The sequence below is a fragment of the Sphingobium sp. SJ10-10 genome, assembly GCF_036038995.2.
GTDB lineage: Bacteria > Pseudomonadota > Alphaproteobacteria > Sphingomonadales > Sphingomonadaceae > Sphingobium.
Window position 1 is genome coordinate 114,094 of sequence record NZ_CP158133.1, and the last position, 20,671, is coordinate 134,764.

The 20,671-nt window shown below is 59.7% G+C and carries 23 protein-coding genes and 1 pseudogene; 16 read left to right on the top strand and 8 right to left on the bottom strand.

Going from position 1 to position 20,671, the window contains the following annotated elements:
• Nucleotides 1–133: 133 nt before the first annotated feature.
• From VVT58_RS16240 to VVT58_RS16260, 5 genes are all read left to right on the top strand, one after another.
• Nucleotides 134–298, top strand: a complete 165-nt coding sequence (locus VVT58_RS16240) for a DUF6771 family protein (RefSeq protein WP_169575789.1) — start codon at nucleotides 134–136, stop codon at nucleotides 296–298.
• Between the two features lie 214 nt (nucleotides 299–512).
• Entirely contained in the window at nucleotides 513–1,331 is an 819-nt protein-coding gene (locus tag VVT58_RS16245; protein WP_082749152.1) for a type IV toxin-antitoxin system AbiEi family antitoxin, read from the top strand.
• Nucleotides 1,318–2,238 carry a nucleotidyl transferase AbiEii/AbiGii toxin family protein gene (locus VVT58_RS16250; RefSeq protein ID WP_327752434.1) on the top strand — a complete coding sequence of 307 codons (921 nt, stop codon included), beginning with the start codon at nucleotides 1,318–1,320 and terminating at the stop codon, nucleotides 2,236–2,238. The genes VVT58_RS16245 and VVT58_RS16250 overlap by 14 nt, the downstream gene beginning before the upstream one ends.
• 102 nt (nucleotides 2,239–2,340) lie before the next feature.
• Entirely contained in the window at nucleotides 2,341–2,874 is a 534-nt protein-coding gene (locus VVT58_RS16255) for a UPF0158 family protein (protein WP_140404537.1), read from the top strand.
• A gap of 102 nt (nucleotides 2,875–2,976) precedes the next feature.
• Nucleotides 2,977–3,459 carry a hypothetical protein gene (locus tag VVT58_RS16260; RefSeq protein WP_066563235.1) on the top strand — a complete coding sequence of 161 codons (483 nt, stop codon included), beginning with the start codon at nucleotides 2,977–2,979 and terminating at the stop codon, nucleotides 3,457–3,459.
• A gap of 62 nt (nucleotides 3,460–3,521) precedes the next feature.
• Here VVT58_RS16260 and VVT58_RS16265 read toward each other — a convergent pair whose 3' ends face one another.
• Both VVT58_RS16265 and VVT58_RS16270 read right to left on the bottom strand, forming a co-directional pair.
• Nucleotides 3,522–4,013 (bottom strand): GNAT family N-acetyltransferase, encoded by a 492-nt coding sequence (locus VVT58_RS16265; RefSeq protein WP_066563237.1) that lies wholly within the window; start codon nucleotides 4,011–4,013, stop codon nucleotides 3,522–3,524.
• On the bottom strand, nucleotides 4,010–4,303 hold the full coding sequence (locus VVT58_RS16270; protein WP_066563239.1) for a DUF1778 domain-containing protein: 294 nt from the start codon (nucleotides 4,301–4,303) through the stop codon (nucleotides 4,010–4,012). Before VVT58_RS16270 ends, VVT58_RS16265 begins: the two co-directional genes overlap by 4 nt.
• 613 nt (nucleotides 4,304–4,916) lie before the next feature.
• Here VVT58_RS16270 and VVT58_RS16275 point away from each other — a divergent pair.
• The 4 genes from VVT58_RS16275 to VVT58_RS16290 all read left to right on the top strand — a co-directional run bounded on the left by VVT58_RS16275 (nucleotide 4,917) and on the right by VVT58_RS16290 (nucleotide 11,331).
• Entirely contained in the window at nucleotides 4,917–5,483 is a 567-nt protein-coding gene (locus VVT58_RS16275; RefSeq protein WP_082749196.1) for an RNA polymerase sigma factor, read from the top strand.
• 91 nt (nucleotides 5,484–5,574) lie between these two features.
• The gene (locus VVT58_RS16280) at nucleotides 5,575–6,447 is read left to right on the top strand and encodes a FecR family protein (protein WP_066563242.1); all 873 of its coding nucleotides are present in this window, start codon (nucleotides 5,575–5,577) and stop codon (nucleotides 6,445–6,447) included.
• A 94-nt stretch (nucleotides 6,448–6,541) separates the two neighbouring features.
• Entirely contained in the window at nucleotides 6,542–9,136 is a 2,595-nt protein-coding gene (locus VVT58_RS16285; RefSeq protein WP_087574120.1) for a TonB-dependent receptor, read from the top strand.
• A complete protein-coding gene (locus VVT58_RS16290; RefSeq protein WP_066563248.1) occupies nucleotides 9,133–11,331 on the top strand; it encodes an Atxe2 family lasso peptide isopeptidase in 2,199 nt (732 codons plus the stop codon). The genes VVT58_RS16285 and VVT58_RS16290 overlap by 4 nt, the downstream gene beginning before the upstream one ends.
• A gap of 14 nt (nucleotides 11,332–11,345) precedes the next feature.
• On the opposite strand, the pseudogene VVT58_RS16295 reads toward VVT58_RS16290, so the two are convergent.
• From VVT58_RS16295 to VVT58_RS16320, 6 genes and pseudogenes are all read right to left on the bottom strand, one after another.
• Nucleotides 11,346–13,007 (bottom strand): annotated as a pseudogene (locus VVT58_RS16295) (asparagine synthase-related protein); the annotation flags it as partial.
• On the bottom strand, nucleotides 13,007–13,669 hold the full coding sequence (locus tag VVT58_RS16300; RefSeq protein ID WP_066563250.1) for a lasso peptide biosynthesis B2 protein: 663 nt from the start codon (nucleotides 13,667–13,669) through the stop codon (nucleotides 13,007–13,009). The gene VVT58_RS16300 and the pseudogene VVT58_RS16295, both read right to left, overlap by 1 nt.
• A gap of 60 nt (nucleotides 13,670–13,729) precedes the next feature.
• The gene (locus tag VVT58_RS16305; RefSeq protein ID WP_140404536.1) at nucleotides 13,730–13,864 is read right to left on the bottom strand and encodes a benenodin family lasso peptide; all 135 of its coding nucleotides are present in this window, start codon (nucleotides 13,862–13,864) and stop codon (nucleotides 13,730–13,732) included.
• Between the two features lie 165 nt (nucleotides 13,865–14,029).
• Nucleotides 14,030–14,665: a GntR family transcriptional regulator gene (locus VVT58_RS16310; RefSeq protein WP_082749158.1), complete on the bottom strand. Its 636-nt coding sequence runs from the start codon at nucleotides 14,663–14,665 to the stop codon at nucleotides 14,030–14,032.
• A gap of 5 nt (nucleotides 14,666–14,670) precedes the next feature.
• The gene (locus VVT58_RS16315) at nucleotides 14,671–15,090 is read right to left on the bottom strand and encodes a helix-turn-helix domain-containing protein (protein ID WP_066563261.1); all 420 of its coding nucleotides are present in this window, start codon (nucleotides 15,088–15,090) and stop codon (nucleotides 14,671–14,673) included.
• A gap of 149 nt (nucleotides 15,091–15,239) precedes the next feature.
• Nucleotides 15,240–15,695 (bottom strand): hypothetical protein, encoded by a 456-nt coding sequence (locus VVT58_RS16320; RefSeq protein ID WP_082749159.1) that lies wholly within the window; start codon nucleotides 15,693–15,695, stop codon nucleotides 15,240–15,242.
• Nucleotides 15,696–15,861: 166 nt separating this feature from the next.
• Between VVT58_RS16320 and VVT58_RS16325 the strand changes: the two genes are divergently transcribed.
• The 7 genes from VVT58_RS16325 to VVT58_RS16355 all read left to right on the top strand — a co-directional run bounded on the left by VVT58_RS16325 (nucleotide 15,862) and on the right by VVT58_RS16355 (nucleotide 20,652).
• A complete protein-coding gene (locus tag VVT58_RS16325; protein WP_327752432.1) occupies nucleotides 15,862–16,224 on the top strand; it encodes a hypothetical protein in 363 nt (120 codons plus the stop codon).
• An 8-nt stretch (nucleotides 16,225–16,232) separates the two neighbouring features.
• Nucleotides 16,233–17,015: a DsbC family protein gene (locus tag VVT58_RS16330; protein WP_082749197.1), complete on the top strand. Its 783-nt coding sequence runs from the start codon at nucleotides 16,233–16,235 to the stop codon at nucleotides 17,013–17,015.
• Nucleotides 17,016–17,193: 178 nt separating this feature from the next.
• Nucleotides 17,194–17,511, top strand: coding sequence for a hypothetical protein (locus tag VVT58_RS16335; RefSeq protein ID WP_066563974.1), 318 nt, complete (start codon nucleotides 17,194–17,196; stop codon nucleotides 17,509–17,511).
• A gap of 121 nt (nucleotides 17,512–17,632) precedes the next feature.
• The gene (locus tag VVT58_RS16340; RefSeq protein ID WP_066563270.1) at nucleotides 17,633–17,899 is read left to right on the top strand and encodes a type IV conjugative transfer system protein TraL; all 267 of its coding nucleotides are present in this window, start codon (nucleotides 17,633–17,635) and stop codon (nucleotides 17,897–17,899) included.
• Between the two features lie 11 nt (nucleotides 17,900–17,910).
• Nucleotides 17,911–18,549, top strand: coding sequence for a TraE/TraK family type IV conjugative transfer system protein (locus VVT58_RS16345; RefSeq protein WP_066563273.1), 639 nt, complete (start codon nucleotides 17,911–17,913; stop codon nucleotides 18,547–18,549).
• Entirely contained in the window at nucleotides 18,533–19,300 is a 768-nt protein-coding gene (locus tag VVT58_RS16350) for a type-F conjugative transfer system secretin TraK (RefSeq protein WP_066563279.1), read from the top strand. The genes VVT58_RS16345 and VVT58_RS16350 overlap by 17 nt, the downstream gene beginning before the upstream one ends.
• Nucleotides 19,297–20,652, top strand: coding sequence for a TraB/VirB10 family protein (locus tag VVT58_RS16355; RefSeq protein WP_169575775.1), 1,356 nt, complete (start codon nucleotides 19,297–19,299; stop codon nucleotides 20,650–20,652). Before VVT58_RS16350 ends, VVT58_RS16355 begins: the two co-directional genes overlap by 4 nt.
• The last annotated feature ends 19 nt before the right edge of the window (nucleotides 20,653–20,671 follow it).

Consider the following 20,671-nt stretch of genomic DNA (forward strand, 5'->3'; position numbering starts at 1 on the left):
GATCACCTCGTTTAATGGAGATGATATTGCATGGAAAGGGGACGAATTCAACGAACGGCCAGAGACAGTCAACTCGGGATTACATCAGGATCGGCTCTTGCCCCTCCCGGTTTCCCGAAGCATAGCGGTGGCGATGAACGAAGAGCTGGCAAAAATTGTGCTGACAGTGCTGCAGCGGGCGCCCGAATGGATTCGGCACGATCTTGGCGCAAAGGACAACAGCCTGCGCGCGCGAGCCGAAGAGGTTTTGGCAGCGATGGTGGAAGCCGCGGTCCGGGAGCACGACTTAGCCTCGTAATCCACCGAGTTGCTCACCATGGAGTAGCAATTCTCCAACCGCTTCACATGGTCGGGTATCATCGACGCTCGTTGCGGCCGCCCCGGGATGACAGGCACATGGGAGCGGGTGTGTAATCGCAGTTTGATATATCCATATTTTGCTAAGTTAAACTTTCTAAAATGAATGATTTTCAAACTAGACTTCGGTTTAAAAATATTCCAAAATACCAAGTATGGCTTATTCTTCCGAAAGAAAGCTAAACCGTCTACAGCAGCTTCCCGAAAGCGTGCTGGTTGATGCCGCGTGGCTTGAACGCCATGGCTATTCGTCATCGCTGCGTAGCCAATACGTCAAACGGGGCTGGCTGCATCAACCCGCGCCGCGCGTTTATCGCCGAGCTTCCGGCCAGCCCACCTGGCAACAGGTCGTCACATCCCTCCAATCGTTCATGGATTACCCTCTGACTGTGGGCGGCCGCACCGCGCTCGAGGAGCAGGGCTATGCCCACTATCTGGGTGAACGGCGCGAAGTGCATCTCTATGGTCCGCGAAAGGCTCCGGGCTGGCTTGAGGCACTGCCGCTCGACATCCTGTTTCGCTGGCATAACAGCCGCCGCCTTTTCCCGGATAGTCCCGAACTGGCGCCGGCTTCGGCGCCCCCTGAAAACACGGATTCGCTGCTGCCCGGCGGCTTCATGGCAACCGCTGGCACAATGCAATGGCCGCTGCGCCTGTCCTCGCGGGAGCGCGCCATACTCGAATTGCTCGACGAGTTACCCACCCACGAAAGCTTCCATCAGGTCGATATGCTGATGGAGGGGCTCACCAACCTTAGCCCTCGCCACCTGCAGCCGCTTCTCGAAAGCTGCCGGAGCGTCAAGGTAAAGCGCCTGTTCTTTTTCTTTGCCGACCGTCACCGCCATGCATGGCTGGATGGCCTCGACAAGAAGGCCGTCGATTTGGGTTCCGGCAAACGCTTGCTGGTCAAGGGCGGCAAGCTTGATCCGACCTATCTCATCACCGTTCCGGGAGACCTTGATGGCCTATCTTGACCAATATCGCGATCAGGTCGCCCTGCTCGTGCGCGCGATCCCGTTCGTTGCGACTAAAAATGATTTTGCGCTCAAGGGCGGCACGGCGATCAACCTGTTCGTAAAAGACTTGCCTCGCCTCTCAGTGGATATCGACCTTGCATATCTGCCGATAGCCGACCGGGCCACGTCGCTCGCGGAGATCGACACGGCCATGGCACGTATCGCCGATCGCATCGAAAAGGGCATCCGGGGCGCTCACGTGACACCGAGCCGACTGCGCGCAGAAAATGTGATCACCAAACTGGTCGTCCGGCTGGACAACGCACAGATCAAGATCGAGGTGACACCCGTCCTGCGCGGTACGGTCTATGACCCCACCGAAACCTCCGTCACCTCTCCCGTCGAGGATGCCTTCGGCTTTGCGCGCATGCAAGTCGTCTCCCTCGCCGATCTCTATGCAGGAAAACTCGTCGCGGCGCTGGACCGCCAACACCCCCGCGACCTGTTCGATGTCCGCGAACTACTCGCGGGCAGCGGCGTCGACGATGCGCTACGCCGCGCATTCATCGTCTACACCATCAGCCATGATCGCCCCCTGTCGGAGATCCTCGCCCCTACACGGAAACCGCTCGAAGAGGAATTCGCGCGCGGCTTCGATGGTATGACGCGCGAACCGATAGCCCTCGACGCCCTCATCGAGGCGCGCGAGGCGATGATCGGCACGATGATCGCGGCCATGCCAGATGCGCACCGGCATTTCCTGATCGGCTTCAAACAGGGGGAACCGGATTGGTCGTTACTGGACGTGCCCAACGCATCGACTCTGCCCGCAGTGAAGTGGAAAATGCACAATCTCGGCAAACTCTCCCCCGAACGGCGCCACGCCCTCGTAGAGAGGCTACGAAGCGTGCTGTTTCCCGAGTGAATGCCGTCCACGGCATGTCGAAGAACGGAGGAATTGGCGCCGGACGCAGTTCCATACAGCGCGCCCTTCAATCTTGTTTGAGCTCGTTTCGTTCGCCACGATGTGCCAACATTTCCCGAAGATAAAATGTTCTCGGTCTTTGATTGGCGAGTCGTGCACATGACACCGGAAAATCGTCAGACAGTGCCTATTCTGCTGAGCGATCTCATCGACGCGCTCGAATTTGTCAGCACTTCCCAATATGACGAACATCACGCCTATATTTGCAGGCAATCGGGCCGCATCCTTTTTCTGGCCGACAGCGTCGACATGGACGATGCGGCGGAGTTGCCTGACGATCCGGAGGCCGCAGGCTATATCCTGGTGCCCCATCGACGCGACCTCGACCTTGGGAAAAAGCTGGCGCTCGCATTCGCCGCCGAGGAACTGCCAGAAGCACAGATGGACGTACGGGACATTTTCAGCCGGAAAGGCGCCTACAGGCGTTTCAAAAATCTGCTCGAGGCGAAGGCCGTGCTTGAAAGATGGTATGCCTATGAAGAACGCGCGGTCGAAGCGGCCATGTGCCGATGGTGCGACGATGTTGGCTTGACCTGGACCCGCGATACCCATCCAGATGAGACAGGCAGGAGTTGAGCGGAGAATGATGCCGCGCATATCATGCGACGAATGCCATAGCGGCGTTCCAGACTTCGAAATAACGCATTTCGGGAGCCTCGAGGCCGGTTACCGGGATCTTTGCAGCCGCTGCACGAGGAGGTCGCCCGCCGGAACGGGCTGACCTTCACCCATATCGCCTTCCTGCCAATGGAATTGCTCGATGCGAACGGGGCCGGGCATCGGTTCCATTTTGTGCTGCGGCTCCTTGGCATGATGCTGTCGCTTGAGGCTGTCGAAGTCAAAGGCGGAAGACGGGAAGGCTACGAATTCCAGGTGCATGGCGCCGCAGACGCCGATCCGCTTGATCTCATGACGCGCCTGCTCGAACGGATGCGGCATGATCTTGCCACGACCTACCTGGTCGAAGGCGATCTGGGTTTGTCCATTTCGGGAACGACCGTCCGAGGCCAACTCACTTGCGACCCAGAATCCGCCGATTATATGCCGGTGCTGATCATCGATGGGCGGGAGGTGAGTTGGGAGCAATTTGGTCGCATGCTCATGACCTTTGAGGGATGGCGAATCCATCTCGAAATCCAGGACCCCAGCGAGGAAGTCTGAGAGTATCGGTCTTCAATGATCCAATTCCATGAACCGCAAATATCGTGCATGGTTGGGAACGATCAGGCAGCCGCTTTCAAATCGGAAAGCGGGATCATGAGCGTCATCTCGTTGGTGGGTGATTGCAGGAAACCGCACGCCAAGTAAAATTGCTTCGCGTCATCACTGATTGCATGGACGATCATGCCACGGACGCCGACAAGGTCAGCGGCGGCAATCACCCGGCGGCCGGCGTCGCGGATGAGAGCCCTTCCAAAACCTTTGCCGTGTATGGACTGGTCGATCGCCAAACGAGCCAGAGTTATAACCGGAATGGGATCTGGCATATTTCGGCGGAAGCGGCCTACGGCCTCCGCACAGGCGATCGAACTGGAGGCCAGCGAATAATAGGCGATGACGCGCGCGTCATCGCACAGGACGAAAGTTCTGCTGGCTCCGCTTTCATGATTGGCACGCGCGCGGCGCCTTAGCCAATCGTCAAGCGAAGCCGTGCCGGAGGTGAATTCGTCAAGCAGATGACCGTCATCGAGCGGCACCGGAGCGATGAGCGTCACTGGGACTCCCAGGGCGCGGGCGTCTGCATGGTTTTGCGAAGCTGCTCATTCGCTTGCGCGGGGCGGTCGAGCATGGCCAAAAACTCGCCATAGGCTTCGGACGATACAGAAATGACACGTTGGTCGAGGATGGCATCCTCGGCAGCCTTCCTGGACGCAGCAATCATGAAGTCGGAGCGCGTGCGGCCAAGCATGTTTGCCGCCCGATCGATCAGGGACTGCGTGTCCTTTCGAACACGCAGATTGACGGCCTGAAGTGGCGTTTCCGAGGAGGCGGTGGTACGTGGCATGCCCTTGATCCTTTAAACCTCTCCCTACCATGAAAGATACACGGTGTGTATCTATTATTTTGGAATGCGGGATCGCAGACGAATTTCCGGATCGGGAATGGTAAATTTCGGCATTTAACGGCGATGAACGGCGCGTTGCCGAGCGGCCGGACTGATCCCGTTTGGAATGACATCACTCATACTCACGGTACTGGCGAAAAACAGGCTTAGCGGCGCTGCGCTAGCCACCGTGAGCAGAAATGGTGTATTATACACCACCCGACAAATTCGAGCTTGCTTCAAGGCGTTAATCGCGCAAACTAGGCCCGCTTCCGGGAAAAGAACGGAAGTGGGGCGTGGAAACCCTTCTGGATTGCTCGGTCACAGATTTCTGGGGCCGGGTGGCATGCGCGCATGTCCAACCGGCAACGGTAAAGGCGCATGCGCCTGTTCCAGACAGGTTTCCAACATCCGGCTTAGGCCGTCGCCCCGAGTGGACATAGGTGCGACGAATGAGCCAGGGCCAATCACGACCGGCGCGGGACCGGTCTAATCCGGGAATATTTCCCTTTCACGACGACCGCTGCGGGAAGCCATTCCTGCGATGCGGTGCGCATATGATGAGAATGCCGTCATGAGCGTCTCTCCCCAACGACGCGCGTCCCTCGACGATGACGACGCAAATAGCGCAGCCCCTCCCACCCATGATTTTGCAGACGTGTACCGGCGGGAAAAGCCCCGTCTCCTTCGCTATTTCCTGCAAAAGCTGGGAAATCGCTCGGATGCTGACGATATGGCGCAGGAAGTAATGACTAGGTTCCTGGGCGCCACGCCTCCGGTCGCGGTGGTAACCCCGCGGGCCTATATCACCCGCATCGCCACGAACATGCTGCGGGATCGCGCCGAACGGGGATCGACGCGCCTGTCGCAGCTGTCGGTATCCCTCGACGAAGGATTGCACAAATCCAACGACATCGACCCGCATCGTGAAGTCGAGGCGCGGCAGGAGATCCAGCGCTGGCGAGCGATCTTGCGGCAACTGCCGCCGCGCACCCTGGAAATTTTCCTTCTCAATCGTGTCGAAGGCTATAGCTATCGGGAGATAGCGACTGATCTGAGGCTCCCCTTGTGGAGGGTGCAAAAGCATATGTTGAAGGCCATCCGGCATATCGCCGCCAATATGGGAGGCGATCATGAATAAACTCTCATGGTGGGATCGCCGTGCCGCTTCGCGATGGCTTATGAAAATGCAATGCGACCCTGACAGGCATCGCGCGGGTCTCCGCCGGTGGATGGCAGCCAAGGATGGCCGTCAACATTTCTATGAAAAATTGTCGGCCAGCGTCGGCGTCGCAGCCGGCGCCGCGGCCGTTGCGCCCATGCATGTCGAGAAGGGCGTCGCGCAAATGCCAGGATGGCGGCCTGCGCTTGCCGCGGCAACCGTCATGACCCTGATCACCGCCGCCCTGGTCATGATGTTCTTCTACGCCCCATTCGCGCGCACGGATGCTCTGGGCGGCGGCAAGCTCGCAACGAGGATCGGCGAAGTACGCGAAGTCCGGCTGGAGGATGGATCGACGCTCATCCTCGACACCGGAACGAGCATCAATGTCGATCTCTCGGCGGAGCAACGTGTTGTAAGCCTGGAACGCGGGCGGGCAAGGTTCAGGATCGCGCATGATGCCGCGCGACCGTTCATCGTGCGCTTCGGCCAGAATGAAATCCTGTCCCCCGGCACGATATTCGATGTGACCTATGGCCATCGTATCGCCATTCATCTCCTTGAAGGAAGCGCCGACGTGAAGGTGCATGGATGGCGTTCCAGTGCTCGCTCCGAGCGACTCTTTCGTCTCCATCCCGGGGAGCAATTAGCCTTCCTTGATGGACAAGCCATGTCGCCTTCTGTCATGTCCGCAAAACCTACCGACGAGCAATGGGTCAGCGGCGTGAAAGATCTAGATGATGTTCCGATCAGCGAGGTAATCGCCGAAGCCAACAGTTACAGCACGACGCAGATCGTGCTCGCTGATCCAGGGCTTGGCAGCCGGGAGATATTCGGCTCGGTTCACATCCGCGACATTGACGCCGTGGCGGAGGCAATTGCCGCATTCCTGGAGGCGAGGATCGATCGTTCCCATCCAGGAAAATTGATCATCACCAAATAAATTTTAGCCAAGCCAGCTTCAACTTTTCCTTCCCCCGTCTTTTCCCGTTTGCCCTGTCCAAGAAGGGCGCAGCGAAAATGATGGGGGAAGCATCATGGGTTTCGGCAAGACGGGATTTCTGATTGGCGCAGCGACCGCCCTGGTCGCGATAAGTCCGCATGTCCTGGCTCAGGACAGCGAAAAGCGATCCTATGATCTTCCGGCGCAGGATCTGAAATATGCGCTTCGTGCCGTTGCCCGCAAGGACGGCTATCAACTGATAGCGGATTCAAGAGCACTTCGGGGCAAGCAGGCAAAAGCCCTCAAGGGCGCCTATACAGTCAGCGAGGCTGTCAGCCTCCTTGTCGAGGGCAGCGACCTCATAGCGGAAGTCCGCAACGGTTCGATCTTCGTTCGGGGGCGAGGCGAACCATCGCGGGAGGCGATAAACGGCACGGCGGAAAATAATATCATCGTCACCGGGTCGCGCATTCGCGGTGGCGCAAGCGCGTCGCCCGTGATGACCAGGACACAGGATGATATTCGCACAGCCGGACTTTCCAATCTCGGCGATTTCGCCCGCAGCCTGCCTCAAAGCTTTGCCGGCGGGCAAAATCCCGGGGTCACGGTCGGCGTGGGAGGTATCAGTAACGAGAATGTAAGCTCCGCTTCCAGCCTCAATCTTCGCGGACTTGGTCCCGATGCCACGCTGACACTACTGAATGGCCGACGCATCGCCTATAATGGCGTGGCGCAGGCCATCGATATTTCCTCCATTCCCCTGGGCGCGGTCGATCGCGTGGAAATCATCACCGATGGTGCTTCTGCCGTTTACGGTTCGGACGCGGTCGCTGGCGTCGCCAATATCATCCTCAAGCGCAGCTATGATGGAATGGAGGCATCCGCCCGATTGGGCGCGGCAACCGATGGCGGCGACGAGCAGCAGCAATATAGCGTGGTGGCGGGAAAGACCGGACGCAATCTCGGCTTCATGTTCACCTATAGCTATGACCGCAGCACGGCCATAAAGGCCGGCGACCGTTCATTCACCAACAACGCCTTTCCCAACACGACCATTCTCCCGGCCATGAGACAGCATAGCATAGTGGCGACCGGATATTGGGAACCCACCGACCACCTCACCATCAGCACCGACGCGCTTTTCAGCAATCGTCATTCCATCACCATTCAGCCGCTTATCAGCAACGATTATCGGGATCGAGGATATCGCCGGACACCGCGGAACCAATCCTGGTCAATATCCCCAAAAATAGAATGGAAGCTGCCCGCCGACTGGCTCGCCACATTCATGGGTACCGCAGCACAGGACAAGCTTGAAATCAACTCGCGCCTCTACACAGCAGGTCTGCTGAATTTCGCCTCGGTCGGCAGCTATACCAACAAGTCCCGCATATTGGAGATGAACCTGGAGGGCGCACTCGTCGATCTGCCGGCTGGCGACTTGCGACTCGCCCTCGGTGGCGGCTACCGATCGAACAGGCTGATCGCCGATCTCCAGACGGAAAGAGCGACCGGGACAACGCCTACGGTACAATTTTCAAAAAATCGCAGCAGCTATTACCTCTTTGGCGAAGCCGCCATTCCGATCGTGGCGCCAGAGCAGGACATTGATTTCATTCATGCGCTGTCTCTCAGCGCCGCAGCGCGCTATGAAAGCTATTCGGGCGGAATGGGGCATGTCACGACGCCCAAATTGGGACTCGTCTACGCCCCGTCGAAAGATATCAATCTCAAATTTTCATGGGGCCGCTCGTTCAAGACACCGACGCTCTACCAACAGTTTCTCGATTATACGGCGCAGTTGGTGCCGATCAGTGATTTTGGCGGCAGTGCCTACCCCGCTTCAGCTACGGCGCTCTACATCTCTGGTGGCAATGCTGATCTCAGGCCCGAGCGGGCCACCACAATGGCCGCGACGTTTGAGATACATCCGGCCGCGCTGCCTGGGCTTAAGATGAGCACAAGCCTCTTCCACATCCGTTACAAGAACAGGATCGCCACGCCGATCGCCTCGACGACCGGTCTATTGTCCAACCCCGCCTATCAGTCCCTGGTCAACCTTAGTCCCACCGAGGCACTCATCGAAGCTTTCATATCGGGATCTCCCACAGGTCTTACGAACCTCACCGACGCGCCTTTCAATATCGACAATGTGGCGGCTATCGTCGACAGCCGATACGTCAATATCGCCCAGCAGACAGCGAAAGGGATCGATCTCGACATAAGCTATTCTGTCAGATTGGCCGCTGGGGATATGATCCATCTGACGGGAAATCTGACCTATCTCGAGAGCCGCCGGAAAGTCACTCCCGTATCCGCCGCGGTCGATGCGGCCGGCACCTTGTTTTTCCCGCCGCATTGGCGCGCGCGAGGGGGCGCGGACTGGTCTCATGGCGGTTTCAGCCTGGGGATATTCGGCAATTATATCGGCGGAATCAAGGATCAACGGCTGATGGCCGCCTCATCGATCGACGGCATGACCACCGTCGACATGTCCGCGCGATACCGCACCTCCGATGACAGCGGTATCCTCAACGGAATCGAAATCAGCGCTGCAGCACTCAATATCTTCAACGACAAGCCGGATCGGATCCAGACGACAGCTCGCTACTATCCGACCTTCGACTCCACCAACTATTCCGCAGTGGGGCGCTTCATCAGCCTAACGGTGACGAAGAGGTTTCAATGATCCGCGCGATCAAGGGTCTGACGCTTTCGACAGCAGCGCTGGCCTTTGCCGCCGGCACGCCCGCCCTTGCCGACGTGCCGGCGGATTGCAGCGATCTGAAACCGGATGCCGTCTCCCACGAAACAGACACCCAGCAGGCGATCACGCCAGAGAAGCTGCTTCGACTGCGGGATGTAGGACTGCCCGCCGCCGCGGCCGTCTCCAGGCACGGGGCGATAACCGTTTCGCCAAACGGGAAATTGGTCGCCTTTCAAATCCGTCGCGTCGATCGGACGGCGAGTGCCTATTGCCTCGGCATGTTCGTCACAGCCCTCAACGGCGCGCATAGACTGATCGCGATGGACAGAGGCGGCGAACTCATCCGGATGACGATCGAGCGGACCGGCATTACCCGTTTCCCCACTGGGGTACCCCAGCTCATCACGCCACATTGGTCGCCCGATAGTCGCTGGATTGCCTATCTCAAACGCATCAATGGCGTGACACAGATATGGCGCGCCCGGGCAGACGGCCAAGGCGCCGAGCAGCTTTCCTCTTCGCTGGACGACATAGAGGATCTGGGGTGGTCGCCCGATGGAACGACGATCATTTTCGCGAGCCGGCCGGATTATCGCAAGATCCAGCAGCAGATCGACGAAGAGGGCGAGGCCGGCTTTCATTATGATGCCCGGTTCGTTCCCAAGGCAAGCCCCCGGCCCTTTCCTTATGCCCCCATCGATCGCGCCTATCTTGCAATCGATGTCGTATCCAGGGCGGCCCGTCCCGCCACGCACGAGGAAATCAATCTGCTGCAACTGCAGAACGACAGAGCAAAACCGGTCGGCGCCAATCTCTTCGCGCACGGCCCAGGCGGCGCACGCGCCTGGACCGCCATTCGGCCATCGAGCGGCTACATGCCCCAATTTGATCTCCATGTCGTGCTTGCATCGGGAGAGCAGTTCAATTGCCGCTTTGACACTTGCGAGGGCATCGTAGGCCTATGGTGGCCAGTGGGCGGCTCGAGCCTCCTTTTCCTGCGCCGGGAAGGCTGGGGTAACAGCCAGCTCGGTCTGTACCGATGGAAACCAGGCCCTGCCAGGAGACCGGTTAGGCTGTTCGTGACAGACGATATGTTGGCAAGCTGCGAACTGGTGGGTGAGCAGCTGCTATGCCTTCATGAAGCCTCCAACCAGCCGAGCCGGCTTGTGTTCGCCGGTCTTGACGGGCATCTGGAGCCGGTGGTCGACCTCAATCCGGAGTTCAGGGCGTTGACGTTCGGACCCACCCGCCGCCTGAAATGGCGCAATGCCTTTGGCGTCCAAACCTTCGGCGATCTCGTCTTGCCGCCCGACTATGACGGGAAGCGACGGCTCCCCCTCATCATCGTCCAATATGACAGTCGCGGATTCCTGCGCGGCGGCACGGGCGACGAATATCCGATCCAGCCGCTCGCAGCGCGCGGTTTTGCGGTATTGAGTTTCGAACGACCGCGCTTCACCGGGTTCGCTCGCCCCGCGAAGGATGGTGATGAATTGTTCCGGCATAATCTGGAGGGATGGTCGGATTTGCGCAGTGTCCTCTCATCGCTCGAAACCATCACCGATCAGCTTGTCACGCAAGGGATTGCCGATCCCGCGAGAGTGGGCATTGCTGGCCTCAGCGACGGCACAAGGAACATCCAATATGCGTTGGTCAACAGCGACAGGTTCGCGGCAGCTTCCGTCAGCAGTTCCTTCGAGGAGCCGGGCACCTTCCTGCCTCTCGCCGGCCCGGCCGGTGCGAACAGCTATGTCGCGTCCGGCTATCCCCGGATGGAGGAGATGGCACCGGATTTCTGGAATTGCTATTCGCTGGTAAGGAATGCCGCGCGTCTTCGCACGCCGGTCCTCATGCAGCTTTCCGATGATGAATATCTGGGGGCACTGGAACCTCTCGCCGCCTTGCAAGACAAGGGCATTCCCAGCGCGCTCTACGTCTTTCCTGGCGAGCATCATGTCAAATGGCAACCGCGCCATCGTCTCGCCGTCTATTACAGGAATATCGCCTGGTTCGAACATTGGTTGATGCCGGATCATCCCTCTTCGCTTGCCGCCAAATGGCTACCAGCCGACATCGCGCCATCGACTGTGCTTTCTCGCGCGAGGGGAGACGTCGCCGCACCGGTCCAATGCCGGGCCCAGGCCTCCGCATCCGCGAGCGCCAGCAGGCGCAGATAGTCATCATCGCGCTGCGGCCCCTCATAGGCCAGATAGGCCGACACCGCTTCGCGATCGATCACATGATGCTCCGCCAGCAGACCATCCAGCAGCATGTCCCGATATTGGCTTCGGTAGGTATCGAGCAGTTCAATACAAAAAGCGGACGGACCGCCCTTCCGGACCCGGCGCATATTATCATCGCCAAGAATCTGGCGATAGGCCTGGCGGGCAACCGCTCGGTTGATCCCGCCCGAAATCCAGAGCCAGCTGGGAATGGAAAGGCAGAATTCGACAATGGGCTGAGACAATAGCGGACAGACCAGTTCCAGTTCATCGTCCCGCGCATAGCCCTCGGTGAACCGCTGCACCCGCGTCGCCCATATACCATGGATGATGCGGCCACGAGCAAGACCCGCCGGCGCATCAAACCAGGGATGCGCGTCGAACATTTCCCGGCTCGCATCGCGCGCGACCAGGAATCGGTCTTCTATCTTCATGGCGATGGCCGCCGGCGAACTACCCCTCTTGCGGCGGAGGGCGGACAGCACCTGCGGAATGCTGCTGTCGGTCATGCGGCAAACATCGGCGAGGGTTTGTAGCAGGCCGCCGCGAGCGCCCCGCGTTTCCCAACGGTCCAGAATTGGCGTCACATTCTGCATGAAGCAGAATACCGCATCACCGCCATTCCCACGAAACAGGGTCTTGCTTCCCACAGCGCGCGCAAGCTCAAGGAGGATATGGTCATAGCTCTGGAGAAAGGGTTCGCCCGTGGGCCGCGCCTGATGCGCGGCGCTGGGACGCGCCGGATCGACATGCCGGGCAGCATAGAGTGCGCTGTCGAAGGGCAAGCCAAGCCTCAGGCATACCCCGCGCGCATAGCTACGTTCATCGCCATCGGGGTGACTGGTCGCAATGCTGATACCATGGGCGCCAAATTCGACCTCGCGCAGTGCCGCGGCGATGATCGATGAATCGAGTCCCCCAGAGACACCGATCAAGATAGGGCTTGCCGTGGATCGGCCCAAAGCTTTGATGCATTTTTCGGTGATGTCCCGCAAGCGAAGCGCCGCCTGATCCAGGCCCCCTTCAAATCTGCGGGCGGCATGCTTCCATGGTGACCATAGCGATGTTTCCGTCGCCATCGCTCCCTGCCAATCCAGCACGAATCCCGGCAGCAATTCCCTTGCACCGACCAATGCCGTCGAGGGGGATCGCTGATTGGGATATCGGAACTGATGGAGAATATAGTCATAATTGACCGCGGCGCGCAACAAGCCTGCGGCAACGAGCAATCCGACATCCGATGCCGCCGCGTGGCAGCCGTCCCGGCTCACATGGTAGCAGGGCAAGCCGCCTGAAGGATCGCGCAGGATCTGTGCGCCTTCGTTTCCATGCTTCACCGCGACATATTGCCCCCATCCCTGCTCGAGCAGATCGGACAGAGGGGCCGTTCGCTCATTGCCATCGGTCCATTTCGCGAGGTCCATCGGCCGGAAGTCAGTTTGCGAAAAAATGCGCCCGATGCCGATGAGGTTCACCCCTTCGACAATCTGCACAGGCGTGTCGTTCGACAGGAAGAGCATGAGTTGGTCGGATTGCCAGGCAAGCTTCAGTCCCCGGCGACCGACAGACGCGGCAATGGTACGCCGCCGGTCCGAACAATCGATGCTGGCGATGAGATAGCGCGCCGCCATCACAGGCTCACTATCGGACTGAACGTCCGAATCCGCTCAACCCGATCGTTCAGAAGGAGATCCCCTCGCTGGACCCAGGCATGAGCGGAAAATGGGCTGGCCGTAACGCCAAGCACGAGCGAGGCAGCAATATTGCGACGGCGCAGCAGTCTTGCAAGGGCAAGAGACCGAACGAGGCATTGGTCCGCCCCGGTCATGATAAAAGCCGATTGCGCGAAAGCCCATCCCAGGCGGTTCGCGATTTCGCCAGCCCTCAGAGGTTCACAGGCCTTCACCGGCGATGCGGCGACCTCCTTTGCGAGGCAATGCATGCCATGATGCCGCAAGTCCCGGCAAGCCTGCCACTGCGACCAGGCCACGCGCGCGGTCAAATAGCTGCTTGCTCGTTGGGGTCGCTCGTCGAGAAGGGATCTGATCGGCATTATGGGTACTGCGCGAAGGGATTCCTCCGCGGCTTTCTCCGATGGCTCGATTAGCCGGGCATCTCGCAGCCGCTGCACCTCGCGCAGGTTGATGGAGCCGTTCTCTCCCCGAACGATAGTACGAAATGCCCGATTCCAGGTCGAAGGAATCGTGAAATACCGGCCAGACGACACATCCAGAAAGATGATATGCTGACCAAGATCAGAAAAATGCAAATTCTCTCGCAAAGCGTAAGTCATCGCCACCTCGGATCGTGATGGGAGGGCACGCATAGCCTATGTGTGCCCTCCCGGGTCGGATCACTCGTCCAATATACCCATGCCGGTCAGGGGCGACTGGTCCACATCGCGCGCCTTGCCCTCGATCCCCTTGGTCTGCTCGACAGCCGATCCGAGGTCGATCAGCGCTTCATTCCGTTCGAAGTCACGTTCCATGATTGCTTCCTTCAGATACCGCTTGATTGCGGCCTGATGATTTTAGGGCAGGATGAAGAAACGGCCGACCATATACGTTCCCAATTTGACAACATATATGCTGGACATTGCAGAGTGATTGTGATTCTCGCCACGATAATAGCTGAATGATACGGATTTCCGTTCTCATTCTATGAATCCATTCTTCATCATGGCCGAAAAAATCGTCTCTACGTTCAACAAACGTCGGCGATGATAATGCCAAAGGGCCGTTCTGATGGAATGTTTGTTCCTCGAACGCACGAGATTCCATAGGGATTCCAACTCGGAAAGACATCGCGGCAGCACATTTTCATGGATCCGAATCAAGTGCAGCCGCGCTTCCAGGGCAAGGACAGCGTGGAGATGTTCCGGATTATGCGAACATGCCGCCAATGACGCGAAGAGCTCATCAGCCAGGTTCGCCAGATGATGATGTTCATCGCTTGTCTTACCTTGATCATAGACCGGAAACTCGCCGATCTCGATGGGGTCATTGATAGCGCGAACAATGATACGAAGAAGATCGCCGTGCCAGGCATAAAAACAGCTTATGCGGTCATGCGTGAGAGGAGGAACGGCAAATCCCCCTCCGCCTTGCATCTCGAGAAGACGTTCGCCGACCATGCGCAATATTGCGTCGCGTACCGGAGAGACACTGGTTCCAGCGCTATCAGCAATCTGGCTCAGTATAAGAACTGCTCCTGGGCGCAATTCTCCTACCATGATTTGCCGCTTCAATTCGCGATAGACGCGATCGGCCGTAACAGCATCGGGCGACATGGCGCTCAGGCCTCCCTGTCGATGCCCTCATCCGTAAGTGGAATCGGGATTGAACGGAGGAATGGTTTCAGACGATAGCTCGCAATAAACTCGATGCATCCAGCCTCCAGTTCATGCATGTCCTCATCGAAAATCTGTCGTGGAAAGTGCATCTGATGCTCCAGAAACAACATTGGCAAGAGGAGATGCGATGCCGACAATCCAAGACCGTGCGCGCACCGCAAATGGTCGTCGAGCCGGGACTTGGGACTTCCCGATTCGACTTCCCGGAGCCAGCGTTCACCCATCCCAACCTGGGCTGCCAGCTGCTTCTGCGTCATGCGCTTGTCCCGCCGCCTTTCCTCGATGCGGCGGCCCGAGATCTGTTTGACCTCGGCTAGAATAGCGGCGCGGCTACCCGGCCGCCTGCTCTGAGTCGACATCATCAGGTTCTCCCTGAATGTTCCTCAAAGCTTCCATGCACATTCCGACTGTTTCAACTTGTTGTGTGAAACCCTCGGTGCGTCAAATATTATCGTTCTCATTTTGGGAGCAATTACCGTCAGGCTCTTCGATGACCAAAGCCTGATCCTGCTCACTTATCTGCCAGAAGATCGCTCATTCGGCTATACGCCGCTCGCAGGGTCTTGTCCTCGCTGGCGGCCATGAGCGCGATACAGGCTGCATAAAGGGCGTTCTTTGTTGGCCGATCGCCAAGATGATCCGATCTTTCCAGGCGATCGCTGATCTTGCCCGCGATTCGCTGCAATCGATCGGACGCCCCGACAAAATGCTCCCTTTTCCCGATCAGCCGTCGCAAATGGGGGAGTTCGAGTTCGGCAGCAATCTCCGATGCATCCGACGCTTCCGCGATCAATATGGCTACATACAGTGTCGAGCCATAGGAAATCAGGCTGTTCGCGAGTTTTGCCAGACGTGCATGGCAAACCAGGAAGAGATCGGTGCCCTCAGGCGAAAGGCATAGTTTGTACGTTCTCGATTGGCGTTCTGTCATGATGTCTCCCTCATCCGATTCGAGGTTGGTACTCATGATGATGACGACCCGAACGGAGAATAAAGCCGATTTTTGACAAGGAAAGCGGCATTTATATGCCGCTTCCGGAAGATGAATGCCGCAATCGGCACAACAGTGCCCTGCCCCTTGCGCGCCTTTTCAAGCTGTGAACAACTCGTCTCACGGTCGATGACTGGGAAGCATGTTCCGGCAATTTGTACAGAGCTTCCGCCCACCGATCCCGCCCTCAAAAAAAGGCGTCCGAGAGGATTTGCCGCTTGCCTGGAGTACCGTCATGGTCCAATCTCCGCCTGTCCTTGGCGCCTGCCTGAGCCTGGCGCTCGCCGCAAACCCGGCGAGCGCAAAACCACTCCGCTTGCCTTCGACGGATCTGCCCGACCGACTGCGCATCATTCAGGCGAGCGACGCATTCCAGATCGTTGCCCTCCCAGCTGCCGAACCGGCATTCACGCCGCCCGGCAGCGCAATGGCCGTCGGCAGCAGCATCCGCATCGATGCCGATATTGCTCGCGCGATCACGCAGAACAGCGGAGGCACGCAATGAGCCGCCGGATGAGTTTCTCACAGGCGGCCGGCGCGGCCCTGCTCCTAGGCGTCAGCATCGGCGGCGCCCAAGCCCAGGCAAAGCCCGACGATGTGCAGCTGCTGCAAAAAGCGGCGCAGGACGCCGAGCAGAAGCTCCGCCAGAGCTTCACCAACCTTCAGTTCGAGGGGTTCGAGCCAGCGCCGGTCAAGGGGCCGATCTACCAGGCAAGCGCGGGCAGCCGCATGCTCTATTATGCTCCGGAGAGCGAGCATATCCTTTTCGCGACGGTCTATGACCGCAACGGCGTCAATGTGACGGCGCTGGCCCAGGATGCGCGAGCGCAGCGGCAGCTTGCCGCGATCGATCCCAAACAGGCGCTGGAGATTGGCCCAAAGGACGCGCCTTCGGTGATCGAATTCACCGATCCCGATTGTCCCTATTGCCGCGCGCTCGATCGCTTCTGGACGGCCAAGGCAGCGGAAGGAAAGCCCGTGCGGCGCCTTGTCTATTTCGTCTCAGGCATCCACCCCGAGGCCGCGACCAAGGCGGAACATATCCTCTGCGCGCCCGACAGGGAGGCCAGCTTCAAGGCCCTCTATGCCGGCGCGAAGCCCCCTGCCCTGCTGACATGCCCGGAAGGTCGCGCCAAGGTGGAAGCCGACGCGGCACTGGTGAAAAAGGTGGGCGTCAGCGGTACGCCGACCCTCATCGTGGGCGGCAAGATCATCTCGGGTTTCGACCAGGCGGAGATCGAGGCGTTTCTCGGACAAGCCTATGCGGCGAAGGCGTCCACCCATGCGCAGCGCTAACCCTTCCCCTTATCTGGCGGCTGCCTGGACCGCGCGGCGTCCCGCGTGGACCATGCGGAACGGAATGCCGGCGATCGCGGCCCTCAGGAGCCGTCCGACACGATCATCGGCAGCCTACGAGGTCCCTCGCCGGCACATATCCCAAGCGGACGGCTCCTTCTTGCACATGGAGTATGACATGATCAAAGCCCTTGGACGACGCAGCCTTTCCGCTGCCGACTATTCGATCGCCGCTCTCCTGGCCATATTTGCGGCCACGGGGATCGCCCATGCTTTCACGGCGCCCGCCGCCGGCGACCTTGGCTACGACATTTACGACATCGTCGTGAACCAGGGCGTCAAGGGACCGCTGGGCTTTGTCGGCGGCGTCGCGGCCTTCCTGTTCGGCGTCTCGCGCCTCTTTTCCAACATCATGATCGGCATCCCGACGATCGTGGCGGCGGTCTGCCTCATCAAGGCGGATTCGATCCTCCAGACCTTCGGCATGACCATCTGAACTGATCGGCGCGGGTCGCCACACTCTCACGCAACCCACGCCCCCGAGCCTGGAAGCCAATGATGGCTCCCGGGAAACCCCGAGCTCATGCCGGGGAGATGAAGCAGGAGGAGAAGGGACAATGGACGAACGCCTGCCCCAGTATCTGCATCGGCCGGTCCAGATCCTATGGTTCGGATCGGACGAGTTCATCCTGGTGGTCTCGACCATCTTCGTCGCCGTCATCGTCGGCGGGCTGATCGGATGGGCGCTCATCCTTGCCCTTCTCCTTTTCATCCCCTGGAAGCGCAGCAAACCCCGCGGCTTTCTGCCGCATCTCGCCTGGCGCTGGGGCCTGCTTGGCTTTCGCCATTATCCGGGTCCGACCCAGACCCGCTTTTATGAGTGAGGCTTAAAGCCATGTCGCTCTTCCCAAACCGAACTGGCCGCGAGGTCGATCCACTCCTTGGCAAACCGCCAAGCTTCGGCATTCACCGCTATCTCCAGGGCTCCTCCAATCTCTTCGAGGAGAACCGCCTGCTCAAATTCGCGATTGTGGGCCTGTTCGGCATCACGGCGGTGCTGGGCGCGGTGGTCTATTCGACCGACCAGAACCGGCGCACCGTGGTCGTGCCCTTTGGCACGGGCGGCGATCTCTATGTGACGGGCTCGAAACCCTCGACGGACTATCTGCGCACCATGACGCGCAACATCGTCGCGCTCTCGGGCACCTATTCCGCCTATTCGGCAGATCCGCAGTTCCAGGAGCTGCTCTCGATCGTCCATCCGAACGCCTATAACAGTATGCGCGACAGCCTCAACGCAGTGCTGGACGAGCTTTCCAAAAACCCGACCCTGTCGATCGCCACCTATATCCGTCCCGACCAGCCGGTCAGCTGGACCGACAGGGACATCATCGTTCCGGTCGAGAAGGTCCGCATCATCGGCGGCGTGATCCGCAAATTCCGGGGCACGCTGCGCATCGGCTACGGCGTCGAGAACGGCCGCTTCTGGATCACCCGCCTTTCGGAGGAAAAATTCGATGCCGAGCTTCGGTAAACCCCTGCGCGCGTCCGCCGCCCTGCTGGCCATGATCGCGTCGGCGCCGGTCTTCGCCCAGTCCATCGTCGCGCTGCCCGATCAGACCAGCACGATCCGGCTGTCGAACCGCGACGTCAATCATGTGATCTGTACAGGCGGCGAGATCGAGGACGTCAAATTCTCGGCGGAAAAGGCGATCGCGGTCGAGAAGGGCGGCGCGGACGCCTGGATCAAATTCTTGGTGAAGGAAGTCGATGACGCCGGTGCCGTCACGCGCAGCTATGTGACCGCGCCGTCCGAATTCTTCATTTCCTGCAATGGCGCCATCTATCCGCTCTATACCGAGCCCTCGGACATTCCCGCCCAGACCGTCACCCTGGTGCCGGGCAGCGCGCAGCGCGCCAAGGCCAATGACGAATTGCTGGGGCCGCTGGTCGAGGAGGAGCGCGCCGTCTCGATCACGCTCGCTATGCTCCAGGACCGTATCCCGGCGAGCTTCACCGCCGTCGCGCCCAAGGCCGAGCGGGTCGTGCTGCCCTCCCTTCCCGCCGCGCGAATCATCGAACGCCGACGGGTCGAGATAGAGGGTTCCGGTCTTTCGGCATCGGAATATCGGGTCGAAGCGGACGCGGACCTCGGCCTTGATGAGCGGCTGTTCCTCGACCGCGCCTTTGGTGCCCGCGTCTTTGCGGTCAGCGCCGATCGTCTTTCGCTCAAAGCCGGAGAGACCGCCCGCCTCATCATCGTACGGCGGGGAGCAAACCAATGAACGAGAAGAAGCAAGGCGGGAAAGAAACCCCGCAGGATCTTGGCGCCCCGATCAAAGGCTTTTCTCGCCCCCCGAAAGATCAAAATGAGGCCAGGGACGGAAAGCAAGGGCAAGCAAAGGATCAGGGCGCCGTTCGCGGCCCGGCCCTGCTCGACCTGAAAACCCACTGGCGCGCCATGTCGGCAAGACAGAAACTGCGCGCCAAGCAGGTGGGCGTGGGAGCAGCGGTCGCGATCCTGGGCTATGGTCTCTACACAGCGTCCAGCGGTTCCTCCGACGACAAGCCCGATCTGCCCGCAGCCTCGAAGCTGGACATGGGCGCGGGCCTGCGCGGTGATAGTCTGGAAACCAAGCTGCGCGGTGACCTGCAAAAGGTGCTCGACGGCCAATCCCTGCTGGGCGATCGCATCACCGCGATCGAGGAGGGCAAGGTCATGCCCGGCAGCAAGGTCGGCGGCACGTCGACCGATGGTGGCGATCTGCCGTCGGCCATGACGGGCACATTGCCGGCCTTCCCGCCGCCACCCAGCGACGCGGAGCTGGACAGCGCGATGGGGTCGATCCCGCCGCCTGTACCGCCGGTCGCTCCGGCCGCGCCGCCCGCGCCCCCAGTCGAGAAGACCGTCGGTTCGATTGGCGCTGCCACCAGCGCCATCATCCCCGCCGCAAACAAGGAGGGCGCCGGGTCCGGCAACGGAAAAAAGTCGCGGACCATCTATTTACCGCCTGGTTTCATGAAGGCACGGCTCCTGACCGGGATCGACGCACTGGCCAGCCGGGACGCGACCTCGAACCCGGAACCGCTGATCGCCCGCGTGCAGGCCCCCGCCGTGCTGCCCAATGATGTGAAAGCCAATCTTGCCGGCTGCTTTGTCATCGGCAATGCCACCGGCAGCCTCGCCAAGGAACGGGTCGAGGTCCAGCTGGTGTCGCTCTCCTGCGTCGATTTCGACGAGCGGTCCGTCGTCGATCAGCCCATCAAGGGCTTCTTCGTCGACACCGATGGAAAGAAGGGGCTTTCGGGCAAGGTCGTGACCCGCGCCGGCGCGGCGCTGGCCCGATCCTTCATCGCCGGGACCGTGAGCGGCTTTACCAGTTCAGTCGAAAACAGCTTCGGGGACCTCTCCACCTCCGCCCTGGGTTCGGTCCGCACGCTCGATGCGACCGATGCCGCAAAGAGCGGCATTGCCGGCGGCCTTTCCAAATCCTCCGACAAGCTCACCGATTTCTATCTCGACCTTGCGCGCCAGGCTGGCCCCATCGTCGAGGTCGGCGCCGCCAAGGAGGTGGTGGTGGTCATCCAGGAGGGCGTGACCCTCGACATCAAACCCAGCGCAGGGAGCAAATTCTGATGGCATATCGTCTTTTGAG